General features: G+C 68.5%; 16 protein-coding genes and 1 pseudogene. 10 read left to right on the top strand and 7 right to left on the bottom strand.

Annotated elements, in window-relative coordinates:
* Positions 1-4: 4 nt before the first annotated feature.
* From ACFMRZ_RS01595 to ACFMRZ_RS01585, 3 genes are all read right to left on the bottom strand, one after another.
* Positions 5-658, bottom strand: coding sequence for a cutinase family protein (locus ACFMRZ_RS01595; protein WP_400177577.1), 654 nt, complete (start codon positions 656-658; stop codon positions 5-7).
* Between the two features lie 219 nt (positions 659-877).
* Positions 878-1,756 carry an expansin EXLX1 family cellulose-binding protein gene (locus ACFMRZ_RS01590; protein WP_400177576.1) on the bottom strand — a complete coding sequence of 293 codons (879 nt, stop codon included), beginning with the start codon at positions 1,754-1,756 and terminating at the stop codon, positions 878-880.
* 114 nt (positions 1,757-1,870) lie between these two features.
* Entirely contained in the window at positions 1,871-2,872 is a 1,002-nt protein-coding gene (locus tag ACFMRZ_RS01585) for a zinc-binding alcohol dehydrogenase family protein (RefSeq protein WP_400182747.1), read from the bottom strand.
* Positions 2,873-3,055: 183 nt separating this feature from the next.
* On the opposite strand from ACFMRZ_RS01585, the gene ACFMRZ_RS01580 reads away from it, so the two are divergent.
* The 5 genes from ACFMRZ_RS01580 (at position 3,056) to ACFMRZ_RS01560 (ending at position 10,639) form a co-directional block, all read left to right on the top strand.
* Positions 3,056-6,253, top strand: coding sequence for an amino acid adenylation domain-containing protein (locus ACFMRZ_RS01580; RefSeq protein WP_400177575.1), 3,198 nt, complete (start codon positions 3,056-3,058; stop codon positions 6,251-6,253).
* 110 nt (positions 6,254-6,363) lie between these two features.
* Positions 6,364-7,899, top strand: a complete 1,536-nt coding sequence (locus tag ACFMRZ_RS01575) for an aldehyde dehydrogenase family protein (RefSeq protein ID WP_400177574.1) — start codon at positions 6,364-6,366, stop codon at positions 7,897-7,899.
* 70 nt (positions 7,900-7,969) lie between these two features.
* Positions 7,970-8,488 (top strand): SRPBCC family protein, encoded by a 519-nt coding sequence (locus tag ACFMRZ_RS01570; protein WP_280270337.1) that lies wholly within the window; start codon positions 7,970-7,972, stop codon positions 8,486-8,488.
* Positions 8,489-8,600: 112 nt separating this feature from the next.
* Positions 8,601-9,518, top strand: a complete 918-nt coding sequence (locus tag ACFMRZ_RS01565; protein WP_400177573.1) for an NAD(P)-dependent oxidoreductase — start codon at positions 8,601-8,603, stop codon at positions 9,516-9,518.
* Between the two features lie 20 nt (positions 9,519-9,538).
* A complete protein-coding gene (locus ACFMRZ_RS01560) occupies positions 9,539-10,639 on the top strand; it encodes a hypothetical protein (protein WP_400177572.1) in 1,101 nt (366 codons plus the stop codon).
* Here the strand turns inward: ACFMRZ_RS01560 and ACFMRZ_RS01555 are convergent.
* Positions 10,630-12,045, bottom strand: a complete 1,416-nt coding sequence (locus ACFMRZ_RS01555; protein WP_400177571.1) for a hypothetical protein — start codon at positions 12,043-12,045, stop codon at positions 10,630-10,632. The genes ACFMRZ_RS01560 and ACFMRZ_RS01555 overlap by 10 nt on opposite strands.
* Positions 12,046-12,237: 192 nt before the next feature.
* Between ACFMRZ_RS01555 and ACFMRZ_RS01550 the strand changes: the two genes are divergently transcribed.
* Positions 12,238-12,579, top strand: coding sequence for a hypothetical protein (locus ACFMRZ_RS01550; RefSeq protein ID WP_400177570.1), 342 nt, complete (start codon positions 12,238-12,240; stop codon positions 12,577-12,579).
* On the top strand, positions 12,570-12,698 hold the full coding sequence (locus tag ACFMRZ_RS01545; RefSeq protein ID WP_400177569.1) for a hypothetical protein: 129 nt from the start codon (positions 12,570-12,572) through the stop codon (positions 12,696-12,698). The genes ACFMRZ_RS01550 and ACFMRZ_RS01545 overlap by 10 nt, the downstream gene beginning before the upstream one ends.
* 18 nt (positions 12,699-12,716) lie before the next feature.
* Here the strand turns inward: ACFMRZ_RS01545 and ACFMRZ_RS01540 are convergent, their stop codons facing one another.
* Positions 12,717-13,391: a GntR family transcriptional regulator gene (locus ACFMRZ_RS01540; RefSeq protein WP_400177568.1), complete on the bottom strand. Its 675-nt coding sequence runs from the start codon at positions 13,389-13,391 to the stop codon at positions 12,717-12,719.
* An 89-nt stretch (positions 13,392-13,480) separates the two neighbouring features.
* Here ACFMRZ_RS01540 and ACFMRZ_RS01535 point away from each other — a divergent pair.
* Positions 13,481-14,008 (top strand): annotated as a pseudogene (locus ACFMRZ_RS01535) (YbhB/YbcL family Raf kinase inhibitor-like protein); the annotation flags it as partial.
* The gene (locus tag ACFMRZ_RS01530) at positions 13,982-14,497 is read left to right on the top strand and encodes an SRPBCC family protein (RefSeq protein WP_400182746.1); all 516 of its coding nucleotides are present in this window, start codon (positions 13,982-13,984) and stop codon (positions 14,495-14,497) included. The pseudogene ACFMRZ_RS01535 and the gene ACFMRZ_RS01530, both read left to right, overlap by 27 nt.
* 34 nt (positions 14,498-14,531) lie before the next feature.
* Here ACFMRZ_RS01530 and ACFMRZ_RS01525 read toward each other — a convergent pair whose 3' ends face one another.
* The gene (locus ACFMRZ_RS01525; protein WP_400177567.1) at positions 14,532-15,374 is read right to left on the bottom strand and encodes an LLM class F420-dependent oxidoreductase; all 843 of its coding nucleotides are present in this window, start codon (positions 15,372-15,374) and stop codon (positions 14,532-14,534) included.
* Between the two features lie 48 nt (positions 15,375-15,422).
* On the opposite strand from ACFMRZ_RS01525, the gene ACFMRZ_RS01520 reads away from it, so the two are divergent.
* The gene (locus ACFMRZ_RS01520) at positions 15,423-15,839 is read left to right on the top strand and encodes a MerR family transcriptional regulator (RefSeq protein WP_400177566.1); all 417 of its coding nucleotides are present in this window, start codon (positions 15,423-15,425) and stop codon (positions 15,837-15,839) included.
* Here ACFMRZ_RS01520 and ACFMRZ_RS01515 read toward each other — a convergent pair.
* Positions 15,783-16,316, bottom strand: coding sequence for a hypothetical protein (locus tag ACFMRZ_RS01515; RefSeq protein WP_400177565.1), 534 nt, complete (start codon positions 16,314-16,316; stop codon positions 15,783-15,785). The two genes, ACFMRZ_RS01520 and ACFMRZ_RS01515, sit on opposite strands and share 57 nt — an antisense overlap.
* Between the last annotated feature and the right edge of the window lie 69 nt (positions 16,317-16,385).

Here is a 16,385-nt window from a genome sequence, read left to right as displayed (position 1 = left end):
CGGGTCACAGTCGGTCGGCCGCGAAATCCGCTGCCGCACCGACGAAACCGCCGTACACGGTGTGCGCGTTCGGGTCGAGGCCGCCGCCGCAGATCGGATCGCCCGCCGCGCAATAGTCGGCCGTACGCCACAGATACGGTTCCGGCACGCTCCAGCCGATCAGCCGCAGCGGATCGCCGAACAGCAGCACCGACGACACGCGTGCGCCCAGCTCACCGTCCATCCGGACCGCGCCCGGAATGCCGTTGGTGATACCGGTGCCCAGCGCCGTGTGCACCACGACCGCACCCTGCGAATAGCCCGCCAGGATGAACCGCTGATCGGGACACGCCGCCGCCTGATAGGCCAGGTGCGCAACGAGATCCGCGCTGCCCTTGCCCACCGAGAACACGTCGGTCAGGTCCGCCGGGTAGTTCACCGGGTAGGCGCTCAGACCGACGGGTAGCCGGTTCAGCAGGGCGTCGTAGAGCGGATCGCCCACACCCGTGCCGAGATAGCCCGGTTCCCCGGTGCCTCTGGCCACCACCACCTCCACGTCCGCGCACCATTGCGCGTTCGCCTGTGGAGCCGGATACGCGATGCCCATCAGCAGTAGCAGGGCAGCGAATATCCAAGCGATACGCCACTTTCCGGACAGCAACACCTTCGGGTCGCCCATGGTTCTCACCTACTCACGCCGTTGTGAGTGGCCGCGTGACTGTTGTCACTGACGATTGTCATTGGCCATGTCAGCCAAGGTAGAGAGCATTCCCATAGGTGGCAACGAATTCTGTTATAGCGATACCCAATTGCCGCGCCGCAACCACGCCCGGACGAATTTCGTTACCCAGCAGCAATTCCCGGGCGACGTTCCGTTACCGCCGACCACGGGGCGGGATCACGCGCACACGGCCGCGGGCACGGTGACGGGCGGAGCGGGCGCGGTGACGGCCGGCGCCGGACCGGGGAAGGTGTAGAGCCCGATTCCGGTGCGGCGCACCTCCCCCGGCGCGACGGTGATGCCAGGAATCCGCGCCTGATGGCCTTCGGAGTCGGTCACCAGTGCCGTGAAAGGGCCGGGACCCGCGCCGGAGGTAGACCAGTAGTTGTCCGCGCCGCGGATCAGCGCGCGGCCCGGACCGCCTGTCTCCGGCCTAATCTCGACGCGCGTCAATGGGTTTCCGCTGTTGGCGACCAGCAACCCGAACCAGTGCGCCGAGGAGCCGTCCTGCACCCGGTAGAACAGTTCTGGGATGGGGACCGGATTGTGGATGCGGCGCAACCGGATCTGCGCGACCCCCGTGCTCCGATCGGCGATCCGGGTGAAGGCGGCGGTGCTGAGGTCGTAGTGGCCGGGCGCGCAACCCGGGCACCGGTCGACGATCTGGGCGCGTACCGAACCGAGCGGCCCGTCGAGCTGGACCAGGGTGCCGCAGGCCGCGCTGCCCGCGTACTCGGCGGTCGGCACCCCGACGTAGAAACCGTCCACCGGCAGGTCCGGGATAGAACAGGCGACACCCTGCCGGAAGGTGTAGTAGCGCGCCTCCACCGGCTGCGGCGGGTCGATCTGCTCGAGGGCCGGGATCGGTTCGGGCACACCGGTTCCGGGCGTCGTGGCCGGGCGCACGGGCGCGGCCGCGGGCGGTGCGGTATGGCAGGCCTTGGGATCGGGCCTGGTCACCCACAGCGCCGCCGCCGTCACCACCGCCACGGCCAGTGCCGTCCACAGCCACGGCCGTGCGGCACGGACGTGTTGCTGCTGTGTTACCCGATGCATTTCCGCCGATCCTCCGAATCCGTCGCCACTTTCTTTTCAGCAAAGCAGCAGAACCCGGCAGAACACACGCGAATCGCAAACTAGGAGTGGAAAACTCGGCGTGTCTACGGCGTGTCAGGGGATCAGCACGGCCGCACCGGCAAACTTTCCGTGCGCCAGATCGTTCAGCGCCCGGTCCGCGCCGGCCAGCGGATACGGGTGCACGGTGACGTCGAGATGATGTTCGGCGGCGAAAGCCAGGAATTCGCGGGCATCCGCACGGGTGTTCGCGGTGACCGAGCGGATCTCGCGCTCCTGGAACAGATGACGCTGGTAGTTCAGCACGGGGATGTCAGTCAGATGGATGCCGGCGACGGCCAGCACGCCGCCGCGGTCGAGCGCCGCCAGCGCCGGGAGCACCAGGTCGCCGACCGGTGCGAACAGGATCGCCGCGTCCAGCGCCACCGGCGGCGGATCGTCCGCGCCCTGCACCGAGGCCACGCCGAGTTCCCGGGCGAGTTCGCGGGCCTTCGCGTCGCGGGTCATCACGTGCACCTCGGCGCCGCGGGCCAGCGCGACCTGCGCGGCCAAGTGCGCGCTGCCGCCGAAACCGTAGATGCCCAGCCGACCGCCCAGCGGCAGCGCCGACCGCTGGAGCGCCCGATAGCCGATGATGCCCGCGCACAGCAGCGGCGCCAGTTCGGCATCGGCGTACCCGCGCGGCAGCGGGTGCGCGTAATCGACCGGCACAGTGGTGTATTCGGCGTAACCGCCGTCCGCGTCCCAGCCGGTGTAGCGGGATTCGGGGCACAGATTCTCCGCGCCGCGCCGGCAGAATTTGCACGTCCCGCAGGTGTGCCGCAGCCACGCGATGCCGACCCGATCGCCGCGCGCGAACCACTCACCCACCCCGCCGCCGAGCGCCACCACCTCGCCGACCACCTCGTGGCCGGGCACCACACCCGCCCTGTGCACGGGCAGATCCCCCTCCGCCACATGCAGATCCGTGCGGCACACCCCGCACGCCAGCACCCGCACCAGGAGCTCGCCCGGCCCCGGGGCCCGGACGGGCGCCCGCACCTGGTCCATGGGACGCCCCCCGATCGGACCCGGCCGCAGTACTCGCCACGCCGTCATCGCCTCGTCGGTTCCGGTCACCGGCCATCCCTTCCACGTCCGCGTCCCACTCATCGAGATTAGTGGCGAAATACCTAACATCGACCGATCCGACACCGATGTTCTGATCTGGACAGCCGTTCAGGCTGTCGCCAGGGCTGGTCGGTCGATTCGAGGTAAGGCCGCAGATCGTCAGGAGTGTGGGTGGACGTGACGGCTGAGTGTGGTCCGGCGTCGAAGCAGCGGGCGCGGGAAGCCAGTCTACCGGGGAGCGACGGTGCGCGCCGGACCGCCGCGGAGACATTGGTGGATCTGGTGGACGCCCGGGTGCTCGCCTCGGCCGACGCGGTGGCCGTACGCGCCGGGGACGAGACGCTCACCTATGCCGAGTTGTCGCACCGCGCGGACACGCTGGCGCAGCGGCTGCTGGCACGCGGCATCGGGCCGGGGTCGCTGGTCGCCGTTCTGCTCGAGCGCTCCGCGCAGGTACCGATCGCCTTGCTGGGCGTATTGCGTTCGGGCGCGGCGTATCTGCCGCTCGATCCTTCGTATCCACGCAAGCGGCTCGAGGACCTGCTGGCCGACGCCGGGCCGGACTGCGTGCTGACCGGTGCCGAGTTCTCCGCGACGTTACCGGCCAGCATATCGGTGCTGATCGAGCCGGATGGAGGTGCTACCGCCACGGCGACGGGTGGACTCGCAGTAGGTGGCTCGACCACCGCGGCATCGGACATGAGGTTGCGGAACAGGCTGAGTGCGGTCGCCGAGACGCATGGCGGTGTGCCAGGGGTGCGATCAGGCGATCTCGCGTACGTGATCTACACCTCCGGCTCGACCGGCACGCCGAAGGGTGTCGCGATTACACACGGCAACATCGTGCATCTCTTGACGAAGGGCCTGTCGCACTTCGACTTCCGCGCGACCGACGTGTGGACCGTGTTCCACTCCTTCGCCTTCGACTTCGCCGTGTGGGAGCTATGGGGCGCCCTGGTGTCGGGCGGAACGGCCGTCATCGTCGACCATACGACATCTCGATCGCCGGACCTGTTCCGCGACTTGTTGTTTCGCGAGCGGGTCACGGTATTGAGCCAGACGCCCTCGGCATTCGCGCTACTCGACGAGGCCGACCGGGCCGCGCCGGATCGCCCCCTGGCGCTGCGGTACGTCGTCTTCGGCGGCGAGGCGCTGACACCGTCCCGGCTCGGCGACTGGTTCGACCGGCACGGCGACCACGCGCCGCGGCTGGTGAACATGTACGGCATCACCGAAACCACTGTGCACGTGACGTTTCGGCCGCTGGACCGGAACGTGGTGACCGAAGCCACGGTGGGCAGCGGCATCGGCGACGGCCTGTCCGGCGTCGGCGCCCACGTCCTGGATGGGCGGCTGCGGCAGGTGCCACTGTGGGCGACGGGCGAGGTGTACGTGGCGGGCGCCCAGGTGGCGCGCGGTTATCTCGGGCGGCCGGGGCTCACCGCCGTCCGGTTCGTCGCCGATCCGTACGGTCCGCCGGGCACCCGCATGTACCGGTCCGGCGACATCGTGCGGCGGGCCCGCAACGGCCTGGAGTACCTGCGGCGCGGTGACCAGCAGGTCCAGTTGCGCGGCTTCCGGATCGAACTCGGCGAGATCGAGGCGGTGCTGCGGCGGTGCGGCGCCATCGACGCGAAGGCGATCGTCCGGGACGGGCAGCTGCTCGCGTACGTCCGCGGCGTCGACAATGCGGCCGTCGCCGATATCGAACGGCAACTGGCCGAACAGCTTCCGGCCCACATGGTGCCCGCCGCGGTCACCCTCGTGGACGAGTGGCCGCTGACGGTGAACGGCAAGCTGGACATCCAGTCGCTGCCGCGGCCCGACTTCCTCTCGCGCTCGACGGGCAAGCCGCCGCGCACCGACCGCGAACGGATCGTCGCCGCGATCTTCCGCGAGGTGCTCGGTCTGGCCGACATCGGCATCGATGACGACTTCTTCCGGATGGGCGGCGACTCGCTGAGCGCCGTCCGGCTGCGCGCCCGCATCCTGCGAGAACTGGGTGACGAACTACGAGTGCAGGACATCTTCGAGCAGCGCACCGTCGCGGCCGTCGCGGCATTGTCCGCACGTCCCCGGGCGTTGCCCGCTCGGGCCGACAGTGTCCGTAACGCGCTTGTGCCGCTGTCCTTTCCGCAACGACGGCTGCTCGAGCTGAACGAATCCGAGCGCCGCGGTCCGGGTCCCGGGCGCGCGTACGTGCTCCCGCTGCGGCTCGCCGGATCGACGCCGCCCGCGGTGGTGGCGCAGGCGCTCACCGATCTCGTCGGACGGCACGAGATCCTGCGAACCGTCTTCCCCGGACACCAGATCGTCCGCACCGAGGCACTCGATTTCGAGACGGTCACCGGTGGCGCGGGCTCGAAGCAGGTCGCCGTCTGCGCCGGGCAACCGTTCGATCTGCGCACGCAGGTCCCGTTGCGGGCGCGGCTGTTCCCCGACCGGCGCGGTGATCTGCTGCTGATAGTGCTGCACCACATCGCCGCCGACGGCTGGTCGCCGGCTCCGCTGGTGCAGGACCTGGGGACGGCGCTGCGGGCGCGGTGCGATGGCACAGAGCCGGCGTGGGAACCGCTGCCGATGCAGTACGCCGAGCACGCGATCTGGCAGCATCGCCTGGTCGACGGCGCGGGCGGACGGTCCCCGATCGACGGTCAGCTGGCGTTCTGGCGGGAGACGCTGGCCGGGCTGCCGCCGGTTCCGCGGCCGACCCGTCCGGCCGGGACGCCGCCTCCGCCGGCCCACCGGCTCTCCTTCTACCTGGACCGAGATCGGTATCGCGCATTGGTGGACGGGGCGGCCGCGCACGATGCCAGCGTGTTCATGCTGGCCCATACCGCCTTCACCCTGGCGCTCGGTGAGATCGGGTACGGCGACGACATCGCGATCTGCGTGCCGACGGCGGGACGGACCGAGGTCGGGATGGAGGAGATGATCGGGCGCTTCACGAACTTCCTCGTCCTGCGCACCCGCACCACCGATGCGCCGGATTTCGCGCGCCTGTTGCGGCGCGTCCGCCGGATCAGCTTGCGCGCCATGGACAATCAGGACGCACCTTTCGAATTCGTCACCGAATGCCTCGATCTCCGCGAGCGCTTGCGAATCCGGCTGGCGTTCCAGAACATTCCCGCCTCCGACCTGCGCGGGTCCGGCCTGGACGCCTCCTGGGAGCCACTCGCCGAACCGGCCGCCCCGGCGGACTGGGACATCTCGCTCATCCTCACCGAGGAGAAGGACGAGAAGGGCCGTCCCCGAGCCTTGTTCGGCTTCCTCGAGTACGCCGCCGACGTCCTCGACGCCCGCTCGGCGAAGAAGCTGCGCCAGCGGTTCGACGCGATCCTGTTCGCCGGTCTCGCGCAGGCGGGCTGATCGGGACGTCCGGCCGGGGATTGCCCGCCGCCGGTTCATGGGCTAGCGTCTGGACAACTGTACGGACAAGGCTCGCCACACCCTGTCCGGTCCTAGCCGAGGAGATTCCCATGGCCATCGTTCGCTCGATCCCGGGGACCGCCGACGGTCGCCGCCGCCTGGCGCTGGACAGCCCGGTGGATCGGCGGCCGATCGACGAGATCGACGTCGCCGATGCCGCGGAGGTGGCCGCCGCGGTGGCGAGAGCCCGTGCCGCGCAGCCGGATTGGGCGGCCCGCGGCGTCGCCGAGCGCGCCGATATCCTGCGCGCCGCGGTCGGGATCCTGGTGGCGCGCCGCGAGGAGATCATCGACACGGTGCACGCCGAGACCGGTAAGCCGCGGGTCGAGGCGCTCACGATGGAGATCGTCGCCGGGTGCGATTTCCTCAACCACTGGAGTGCGCGCGCCCGTCGCGATCTGCGCCCGCACCGCCAGCGGCTGCACGGCTATCTGCTGCCGTTGAAGAAGCTCTACATCGACTATCAGCCGCTGGGTGTGATCGGCGTGATCACGCCGTGGAACGGGCCGTTCATCCTCTCGCTCAACCCCGTCGTGCAGGCGCTGCTGGCGGGAAACTCGGTGGTCCTCAAGCCGTCGGAGGTGACGCCCCGGTCGGGCGAGTGGGTGGTGCGGATCCTGCGCGAGGCGGGCGTGCCCGACGATGTCGTCCAGGTCCTGCACGGTGACGGCGAGACCGGCGCCGCGCTGGTCGACGCGGAGATCGACAAGGTCTGCTTCACCGGCAGCGTCGGCACCGGGCGCAAGATCGCCGCGTCCTGCGCGCAGCGGCTGCTGCCCTACACCCTCGAACTCGGCGGCAAGGACGCCATGATCGTGTGCGCCGACGCCGACCTCGACCGCGCGGCGGCGGGCGCGGTGTACCTGTCGATGTTCAACACCGGGCAGGTGTGCATGAGCGTCGAGCGGATCTATGTGGTCGATTCCGTCGCCGACGAATTCATCCGGCGCGTGACCGAACAGGCCGCCGCCGTCACCTACGGGCCGGGCGCGGCCGATATGGGACCGCTGTTCTGGGATCGGCAACTCGACGTGGTCACCCGGCATCTCGAGGACGCGAAGGCCAAGGGCGCCGACGTGGCCGTCGGTGGTGCGCCCGCGGCGGGCAACGGGCTGTACTTCCAGCCCACGGTCGTCGTCGGCGCCACGCACGAGATGCAGCTCATGACCGAGGAGACCTTCGGTCCGGTGGTGGCGATCACCCGCGTGCGCGACGAGGACGAGGCGATCCGGCTCGCCAACGACTCCCGCTACGGCCTGAGCGGTTCGGTCTTCACCAAGGACGCCGCCAAGGCGCGGCGTATCGCCGCCCGGCTGGTCACCGGCTCCGTGGTCCACAACGACGCGTCGGTCATCTACGGGGTCGCGGAGGCGCCGTTCGGCGGCCGGAAGGAGAGCGGGGTGGGCCAGGTCAACGGCACCGACGCACTGCGCGGATTCACCCACGCCCAGCCGGTGCTGATCGATCGGTGGCAGTCCAAGAAGGAAAGCGTCTGGTACCCGTACTCGGAGAAGACGCAGCGCAGCCTCGAGGCGGTGGTGCGGTACGGGTTCGGCACCCGGCTGGGGCGGCGACTCCTGTCCTGAAATCCGTCCGACGACCGCCGAAACACCAGTGCCGCAGACACTTTCACCGAAAGAGGCCCGAATGTCCACCCTGCACCCGTGCAAGCACGTCGATGCGAGCTTCGCCGATACGGCACCGCACCGCTACTCCAACAGCGTCGAGTTGAATGTCACCCCCGAGCAGGTGTTCGAGGTGCTCGCCGACGCCTCGGCCTGGCCGAAGTGGGCCACGGTGATCACCGATGTCACCTGGACCAGCCCGGAACCCCGCGGCATCGGCACCACGCGTACCGTCCGGATGCGCGCCGGGATCGTCGGCAACGAGGAGTTCCTCGCCTGGGAACCGCACTCTCACATGGCTTTCCGTTTCAACGAGTGCTCCACGAGCGGCATCGAGGCCTTCGCCGAGGACTACCGCATCGTCCCCACTCCCACGGGCTGCCGCCTCACCTGGACCATGGCCATGTCGGGAGACCGCGCCACCTCGGTCTCCCTGCGCCTGTTCGCGCCGTTCATGAACGCGACCTTCCGCTACTTCCTGCGCAAACTCCGCAAACTCACCGACCAGCGCTTCGCTCCGACGGGCGCGGCGGGTCCGCTGGTGCCGTAACCGTCCGTTCGGGAGTCGCCCGCCGTGACGGAGGCCACACTGGACCTCGAGTCCGGTTCAGCTCGTAGCGTCGTTCACCTGGAGGTTTCCACTCGATACGGCGAGGAGCGTCATGACAACCATCGACGGCAACGCGGCACCCACGGTGACCGTTCTCGGGCTCGGCGCCATGGGATCGGCGATCGCCGGCACCTTCGTCGACCGCGGCTATCGCACGACGGTGTGGAACAGGACCGCGAGGAAGACCGCGCCGCTGGTCGACGCCGGCGCCACGGCGGCCGCGACCGCGGCCGAAGCGGTGGCCGCGAGCCGGCTCGTGGTGGTCTGCCTGCTCGACAGCAGCGCGGTCGACGAGGTATTGAACTCGGTCGATTCCGCGATAGCGGGCAAGGTGCTGGTGAATGTCACCAGTGGCGCACCGGCCCAGGCGCGGGCGAACGAACGCTGGGCGAACGAGCGGGGCGCCGAATACCTCGACGGCAAGCTCATGGGCGATCCGCCGTACATGGGCACACCGAATATCCTCTTGCCGTTCAGTGGATCCCGCGACGCCTTCGATACCTACGAGGCGACCTTGCGCACGCTGGGCACGGTCACCTACCACGGCTCCGACTCCGGTGCGGCCGCAGTGGAATTCATGGCCCAGGTCGCGGTGGGATACGAGTTGCTCCTCGGTTTCCTGCACACGCTCCGGCTGGTCCGAGCCGAAGGCCTCGACGTGGCGGAGTTCGCCGAACGCGTCGCGGGATCGGTGGCCGCCTACCCGGCATTGCTCACCTCGATCGGCAAGGCGGTCCACGACGGCGTCTACCCACCGGACCTCGGCCCCCTCGATGTCCAAGCGGCACTGATGGACGACCTGATCGGCCACCGCGAGTCGGTCGGCGTGGAAGCCGCCCGGATGCGCGAGGTCAAACGCCTGATGGACCACCGCATCGCCGAAGGCCATGGCGAACAGGGCTTTTCGAGCCTGTTCGAGGAACTACCGGACCACCGATCCGCTATGGTTGATTCCGACGCGGATCGGTGACCGAAACACTATCGGCCCGAATGGATTTCACGGGGGCGCGGATGCCGGTGGAGGGGCGAGCGGTTCCGGTGTGTTCCTACACCGAGTGGGACCCGCTGGAGGAAGTCGTGCTCGGCATTGTCGATGATGCTTGCTTTCCGCCGTGGCACATCGCCCTCCCGCCGGTACTGCCGAGCGACCAGCTCGAGACCTTCCGCGCGCGAGCGGGCAGTCCGTTTCCCCGGGAGCTGGTGAACGCGGCAGCCGCGGAACTCACCGAATTGGCGCGCATTCTCGAAGGCGAAGGCGTGACCGTGCGCCGGCCGGAACCGATCCCCCAGGGCGTCACCTATGCCACGCAGGCGTGGACAAGCACCGGCATGTACGCGGCAATGCCGCGCGACGCGCTGCTGGTGATCGGGGAAGACATCATCGAATGCCCGATGGCATGGCGCGCCCGCTATTACGAAAGCCTGGCCTATCGACCGCTGCTGAAGGAGTACTTCCGGGCCGGGGCGCGCTGGAGCGCCGGGCCGAAACCCGAGTTGCTCGATGACCAGTACGACCAGAACTGGTCCGGCACCCGCCCGGACGGCGCCTCGCCGCGCCTGGTGGTCACCGAATTCGAGCCGACCTTCGACGGCGCCGACTTCCTTCGCTGTGGTCGTGACATCATCGCGCAACAGAGCAACGTCACCAACGGCTTCGGCATCGAATGGCTGCAACGCCACCTCGGCGAGGATTTCCGCATCCATGTCCTCGAGTTCGACGATCCGCACCCGATGCATATCGACGCCACCCTCATGCCGCTCGCCCCCGGAAAACTCCTGATCAATCCCAGCCGGGTCCGTGAGATACCCAGACTGTTCAAGGATTGGGACGTAGCGGTGGCCCCGGAACCGATTGTCCCGCAATCGCATCCGTTCTACATGAGCAGCCGCTGGATCAATATGAATCTGCTCATGCTCGACGAGCGCCGCGTTGTCGTCGAACGCCGAGACGAACCGATGATCCGTACCCTGAAGGACTTCGGTCTCACTCCGATCCCCTGCGACTTCCGCCATTTCAACAGTTTCGGCGGCTCCTTCCACTGCGCGACGCTGGATGTGCGGCGACGCGGAACGCTCGAATCCTATTTCTGAGCGGCTCGGACAGTGAGTTGCTCACGCACGTCGGCCACCGCCGGGGTCGCGGCGTGCGCGGGTCGCAGTCCGTCGAGGATTTCGAAGGCGCGGCGGGGCACCTGCCCCGTGCGGAATTCACCAGGCAGCCGTTGCCAGGTGGAGCCGATCGTATGGCAGGCCAGTTCCACCTCTCCTTCCGCGAAGTGAGCGGCGGCCTCGTCCAAGTCCAGCAACGCTTTTCCGATTTCGTCGTGCCGGATGAACGGCAGCTCCAATACCCGTTTCCGCAGTGGCTCGGCGGCCCGGTGCGCTCCTGCCGCCGCCAAGGCGTTGGCCTGATGCCAGCGCAACAGATATTCGCTCACACCGACACCGTCCGCTGCCGTGGCATCGGACGGCAGTTCGTCGAACATCCGGTCCGCGTGGCGCACGGCGCCGATGGTTTCGCGGCGCCTGCCCAGGCGCGCCTGGATGCCCGCCTCTACCAGATAGCCGAGCACCGCGGCGGGATTCGCTGTCGTCCCGGTGGCCTGGGCCTTCTGCGCCGCCGTGAGCCCCGCGGGATATCCGTGCCGCTGACAGGTGCAGGCGTCGCCGACATGCCCGGCGACCCACGCGGCCACTGTGGCGTCCTCGGCGCGATCGGCGGCCAAGCGCGCGATACGGAACCATTCGAAAGTTTCCGCCGGACCGGCGATGTCGTTGAGGCGGATCGCGATGAATCCCGCATTCTTGGCGAACATTCGGTGCAGGCGGCATCGAGCGTCCTCGGATTCGGTGGCCAGCAGGCACGCTTCGATGCGGGCGAGGTCGATCATCCGGGACGGGATGAATTCCGCGGGCGGCGTGGTGTATAGGCCGTAGCCGCTCTGCTCGGTCAATTCCTCGAGCAAACCGACATAGGCCGTGGCAGCCCGTCCGCCACCCGGGCGCTCGAGTTCGGCATTCGACCATCCGCTCAGTGCCGGCGGCGCGGACATGAACATGGCCCCCGCGGCGGCGAGGCTCATGAAATGACGGCGGTCCACGGCGTCCTCGACTCCTCTCGTCGGGGCCGGATCCGGTTCCGAGTAGTCATGTCCGAATCCGAGCCGGTCCGGTCTGGTTCGATAGAGAAAACACAGTGCGTCCAGGTAGTGCGGCGACGGCGTGTCCTGGCCGCATTCCCACTGCGACATCCGCTGATGGGCGAGCCCCTCGGCGGGCGTATCACGTTCGCGCAGTATCTCTTTCAACATGTCGACCGCTTCGACGAGCGTGTAGCCGTGCACGATGCGGTGTGCGCGCAGCAGGGACAGCCCGCAATGCCGGCGCACCGCGAGCGCGGCCTCGTAGTCGGATGCGCCCGTGGCCTTGGCTTCCCGTGCGGTGCGGCGCGCACACGAGATGCTGTGCCGGGCTTCCGTCAGCTGTTCGATCATCATGAGGCAGCTCCGCTGATCACACTGATGACCAAGCGTATCGCGGCTTTTCGGCGGGGGCGACGGTGAATCGGCGAATGCCCGCTGAGCGTGCACAGGCGCGCGAAGGACGTTGATCGCCCGGGACGAGCGCTCCCCCGCACCGCGCCGAGCCCATGCTGGCGGCAGGTCACTCGTTTCGGCTCGGAGGGCGTCATGACGACATCGGTGAAGAGGCTGGCGTTCATTCCCGCGTTCACGCGCGGGATCAGTGAGAACCCGCAGGTGTGCCTGGTGCTGCAGCTGATCCAGGTCGGCCAGATCCTCGGCACGGCCGTGCCCGCCGCCGGATCGACGCCGAACGGTCTGTGGCACAACATGTTTCCGTTGCTCCTGATGACCCTCCTGATACTCGTCGCGGGGCGGCGGCCCGGACGCCTACCAGGTGACAGGAAGCCGTTGCACCCCGTGGACTCCCAGGCGGTCGGGCCACATCACGATGTCGTCCGCGGGCACTGCGAGCCGCAGGGCGGGGAACCGGGAGATCAGTGCGGGTAGTGCGGTGCGGCGCCGAACTGCTCGGTGTGACCACACCCGCGGGCGCCCGCTTGGACGAGATAGGCCGCGACCTCGACTACCTCGGTCGGCAGATGGTCCAGGTTGTCGAAAGCTGGTGATCCTGAGCGGGTTTCGGGTCATGGTTCCAGTCCGGCCGCGGTCAGGGAGAGATGCCGGGACAGTGTCTCGGCGGCGGTGTCGGCGTCGCGGGCCAGTGCCGCCTCCTCCAGCCGGCGGTGTTCGTCAGCCCCGTCGCGGTCGGGGGTGCGGCGAGCCGACCAGCGGCGGGCCAGCTCGCTCGCGGTCCACAGCCGGTCGAAGGTCTCCAGTAGCACCGGGTTGCCGCACCCCTCGATCAGGGTGCGGTGGAACAGCCGATGCGCTTCGGACCATGCCTCGCTGTAGTACTCGCCCTCCCCTGGCACGTAGGCCGGAGTGCGGGCCAGGCGGTGGTGAGCGGCGCGCACGCGGGTCTCCCAGTCGAGGTCGCCACGCTCGATGGACATGCGCAGCAGCACCGGTTCGATGGTGCGGCGGGCCTCCGCGATCTCCTGCCAGCGGCGATCGGTGAAAGCGGGTACGGCGAAGCCGCGGTTGGGCAGTCGATCGGCGAGACCGTCGCCGACCACCCGCACCAGCGCCTCGCGCACGACGGCCAGGCTGACATCCATCCGCTTCGCCAGGTCGTGCGGCTTGAGGGCCGCGCCGGGAGCGAACTCGCCGCGCATGATCGCCCGCCGCAGATGTCCGTAGACCTGTTCGGAGAGCATCTTCTTCCCTGGTGAGTCCGTAGCGTGTGGCGTTCCGTGCATGGCCACATCATAGATGATCTGACCAATAATCGATTATTTGTGTAGCGTGGGGAGCGGTAGATGAACGGCAAGGCCCGGAAAGAAGACACATGAGCGCCAACGATCCCTTCGCCCGCCTCCCCGAGGCGGCCTCCTTCACCGTCACCAGCACCTCCGTCACCGACCGCGGCACGTGGTCGCCCGCGCAGCATTCCGCCCGTGTTCCCGGCGGGCAGGACATGTCCCCGCAATTGTCCTGGCGCGGTGCGCCGGAAGGCACGGCGAGCTACGCCGTCACCGTCTACGACCCCGACGCACCCACCGGATCGGGGTTCTGGCACTGGGCGGTGGCCGACATCCCGGCCGATGTCACCGAGCTACCCGAGGGCGTCGGTGACGACACCGGGTCTGGACTGCCCGCGGGTTCGTTCCAACTGCCCAATGATGCTCGCGCGGCAAGGTTTCTCGGCGCGGCTCCCCCGCCCGGGCACGGCCCGCACCGGTACTTCGTCGTGGTGCACGCGCTCGATGTCGAGTCGATCGGCGTACCGGCCGATGCCACTCCGGCCTTGCTCGGCTTCACCATGTCCGCACACGTGCTCGGCCGGGCGGTGCTCGTCGCCACCGCGGGAAGCCCACCCGCCCAAGGGAATTCGGCGGAGTCCGAACGAGTAGAGGTATCGCGGCTCATTCCCGCGCCACCCGAGGCGATCTTCGCGGTCCTGAGCGATCCGAAGGGACATGTGGACATCGACGCGTCGGGAATGCTCCTCGACGCCGAGGGGACGCCGGTCCAGCGTCCCGGCGACCGCTTCGTCGTTCATATGGACCGAGAGGCGCTGGGAGATCTGCCCTTGGGCAAGTACGACGTCGAGGTCGTCATCACCGAACTCGTCCCGGACGAGGAGATCGCCTGGACCATCGAAACCCGGGGCCGGCGCTACGGCCACATCTACGGATATCGGCTGACACCGGCCGAGGGCGGCACCCTGGTCACGTCGTATTGCGATTGGTCGCAGATCGAGGAGAAACTGAAGCAGCGGTTGACTTTTCCGGTGGTTCCCCGGTCCGCGCTCAAAGCCACCCTCGGGATTCTCGAGCGCACGGTCCGCCGCCGCGCCCGCTGACTGCCGATCCTCGCTGCCGAACCGACTGGCGCGGTTACGTATTCCGGTTTATCTCGGCGAATCGGTCGAGTTCGCGAAGGGCCGCGTCGCGTGGCATGACCGGGATGATGCCGAGCAGCGTGCGGTGAATACCCAACTCCGCCAATCGGTTCAGGTCGCCGGGCCGCGGGTCGAATACCGTCGCGATGACCGGTACAGGCGCCCGGCCACGGTCCTCGGCCAAGCGGCGAAGCTCGGCGATTCCCTTCGCCAGTTCGTCGAGCGGAATGCCGACCGGAGCCAGCCAGCCGTCGGCGTGGTCGAGGATGCGTTCGTGGGTGGACGGTCCCCACCCGCCCAGCCACACCGGTGGGCGCGGCCGCTGCACCGGTTTCGGCCAGGAATACAGCGGGCCGAAATCCACGAACTCGCCGTGGAATTCGGCCTGCTCCTCGGTCCAGATCGCGGTCATCGCCAGCAGCCGTTCGCGCTGCAACGCGACGCGGGTCCGGGGGTCGGTGCCGTGATTGCGCATTTCCTCACGCAGCCAGCCGACACCGACGCCGAGTTCGAACCGTCCGCCCGACGCGGCGTCCAGACTGGCCACCTCTTTGGCGAGCACGATCGGGTCACGCTGGACGACCAGCGTCACCGCGGTGCCGATCCGCAATCGCTCGGTCCGCGCGGCGGCGAACGCCAGCGAGACGAACGGGTCGAAATTGCGGTAGTAGTCCCGCGGGATCTCGCCTCCGCCGGGATAGGGCGTGGTGACGGTTACCGGGATATGGGTGTGCTCGGCCACGAACAGCGACTCGAAGCCGCGATCCTCCACTGCCTGGGCAAGCTCACCGGGGCCGATGCTCTCGTCGGTGACACCGGTGAAGATTCCGATCTGCATGCGGCTACGGTAAACATTGACACCAGCGTCAAGGTCAAGGTGAGCGATATGCGGATCGGTGAACTCGCGCGGCGGACCGGAACCAGCCCCCGGGCGTTGCGCCACTACGAACAGCAGGGATTACTGACCGCGGCACGACACGGCAACGGCTATCGGAGCTTCGACGACTCCGCCGCCGAAACGGTACTGCGAATTCGCGCCCTGCTGGCGGCGGGACTGACCACCGACGTCATCAGCCGGGTACTGCCGTGCACCCGCGACAGCACCCCGCGCATCGAACCCTGCGACGAAGTCGTGGCGATCCTGCGGTCCGAGATCGACCGAATGGACACCCTCGCTGCGCATCTCGCCCGATCTCGCGACCTACTCGCCGCGATTCTGGTCGAATCCGGTGTGCCGGAACGGGAGTCACTGCGGACCGACCTTCGGCAGGCTGACTCGCCGGGCGTCGTGGGTGTCCAGTAACCGTAGGCCCTCGAGGACGGCGGCGTCGGCGTCGAGACGGTCGGACCACCAGGTCGCCGAGCGGACGGGCAGGCCGCGCGAACGGTATTCGTTCATGATCTCGATATGGTCCGGCAGCGACATGAACTCCGCCAGCCCCGTCTCGTCGGTCCACACCGACAGGGATCCGACCTGGCCGTGCCGGGCGGGGCGGAGGTAGGTCAGGACGCCGACGGCCGCGTCGATCCGCACCAGTTGGCCGGACAGCTTGGTTCCGGCTAACCAGATCGGCAGCACGTCCGCCACCCTGGTCGGTGTGAACTGGGTCAGGCTGAACATGTACGGGCCCGCGAAATCTATTGCGGGACCGTTCATCCACGTCGAAGTGACGGTGAAGTCGGACAGTGCGGCGCCACCGGATCGGTGGCGTCGCCAACTGTGCCGCAGCAGCCGGGGCAGTCGGCGGAGGTCGGTCCAAGGGGCTTGTCGCACAGTCATTTCCGCAGATTCTCCCTGGGTCTCGCGGGTATCGTCGGGCCAAGTCTGTGCCCTGTGCGGTTGAGACTG

The sequence above is a fragment of the Nocardia sp. N2S4-5 genome, from assembly GCF_044628355.1.
GTDB classification, from domain to species: domain Bacteria; phylum Actinomycetota; class Actinomycetes; order Mycobacteriales; family Mycobacteriaceae; genus Nocardia; species Nocardia wallacei_B.
This window is presented reverse-complemented; position numbering and strand designations above follow the sequence as displayed.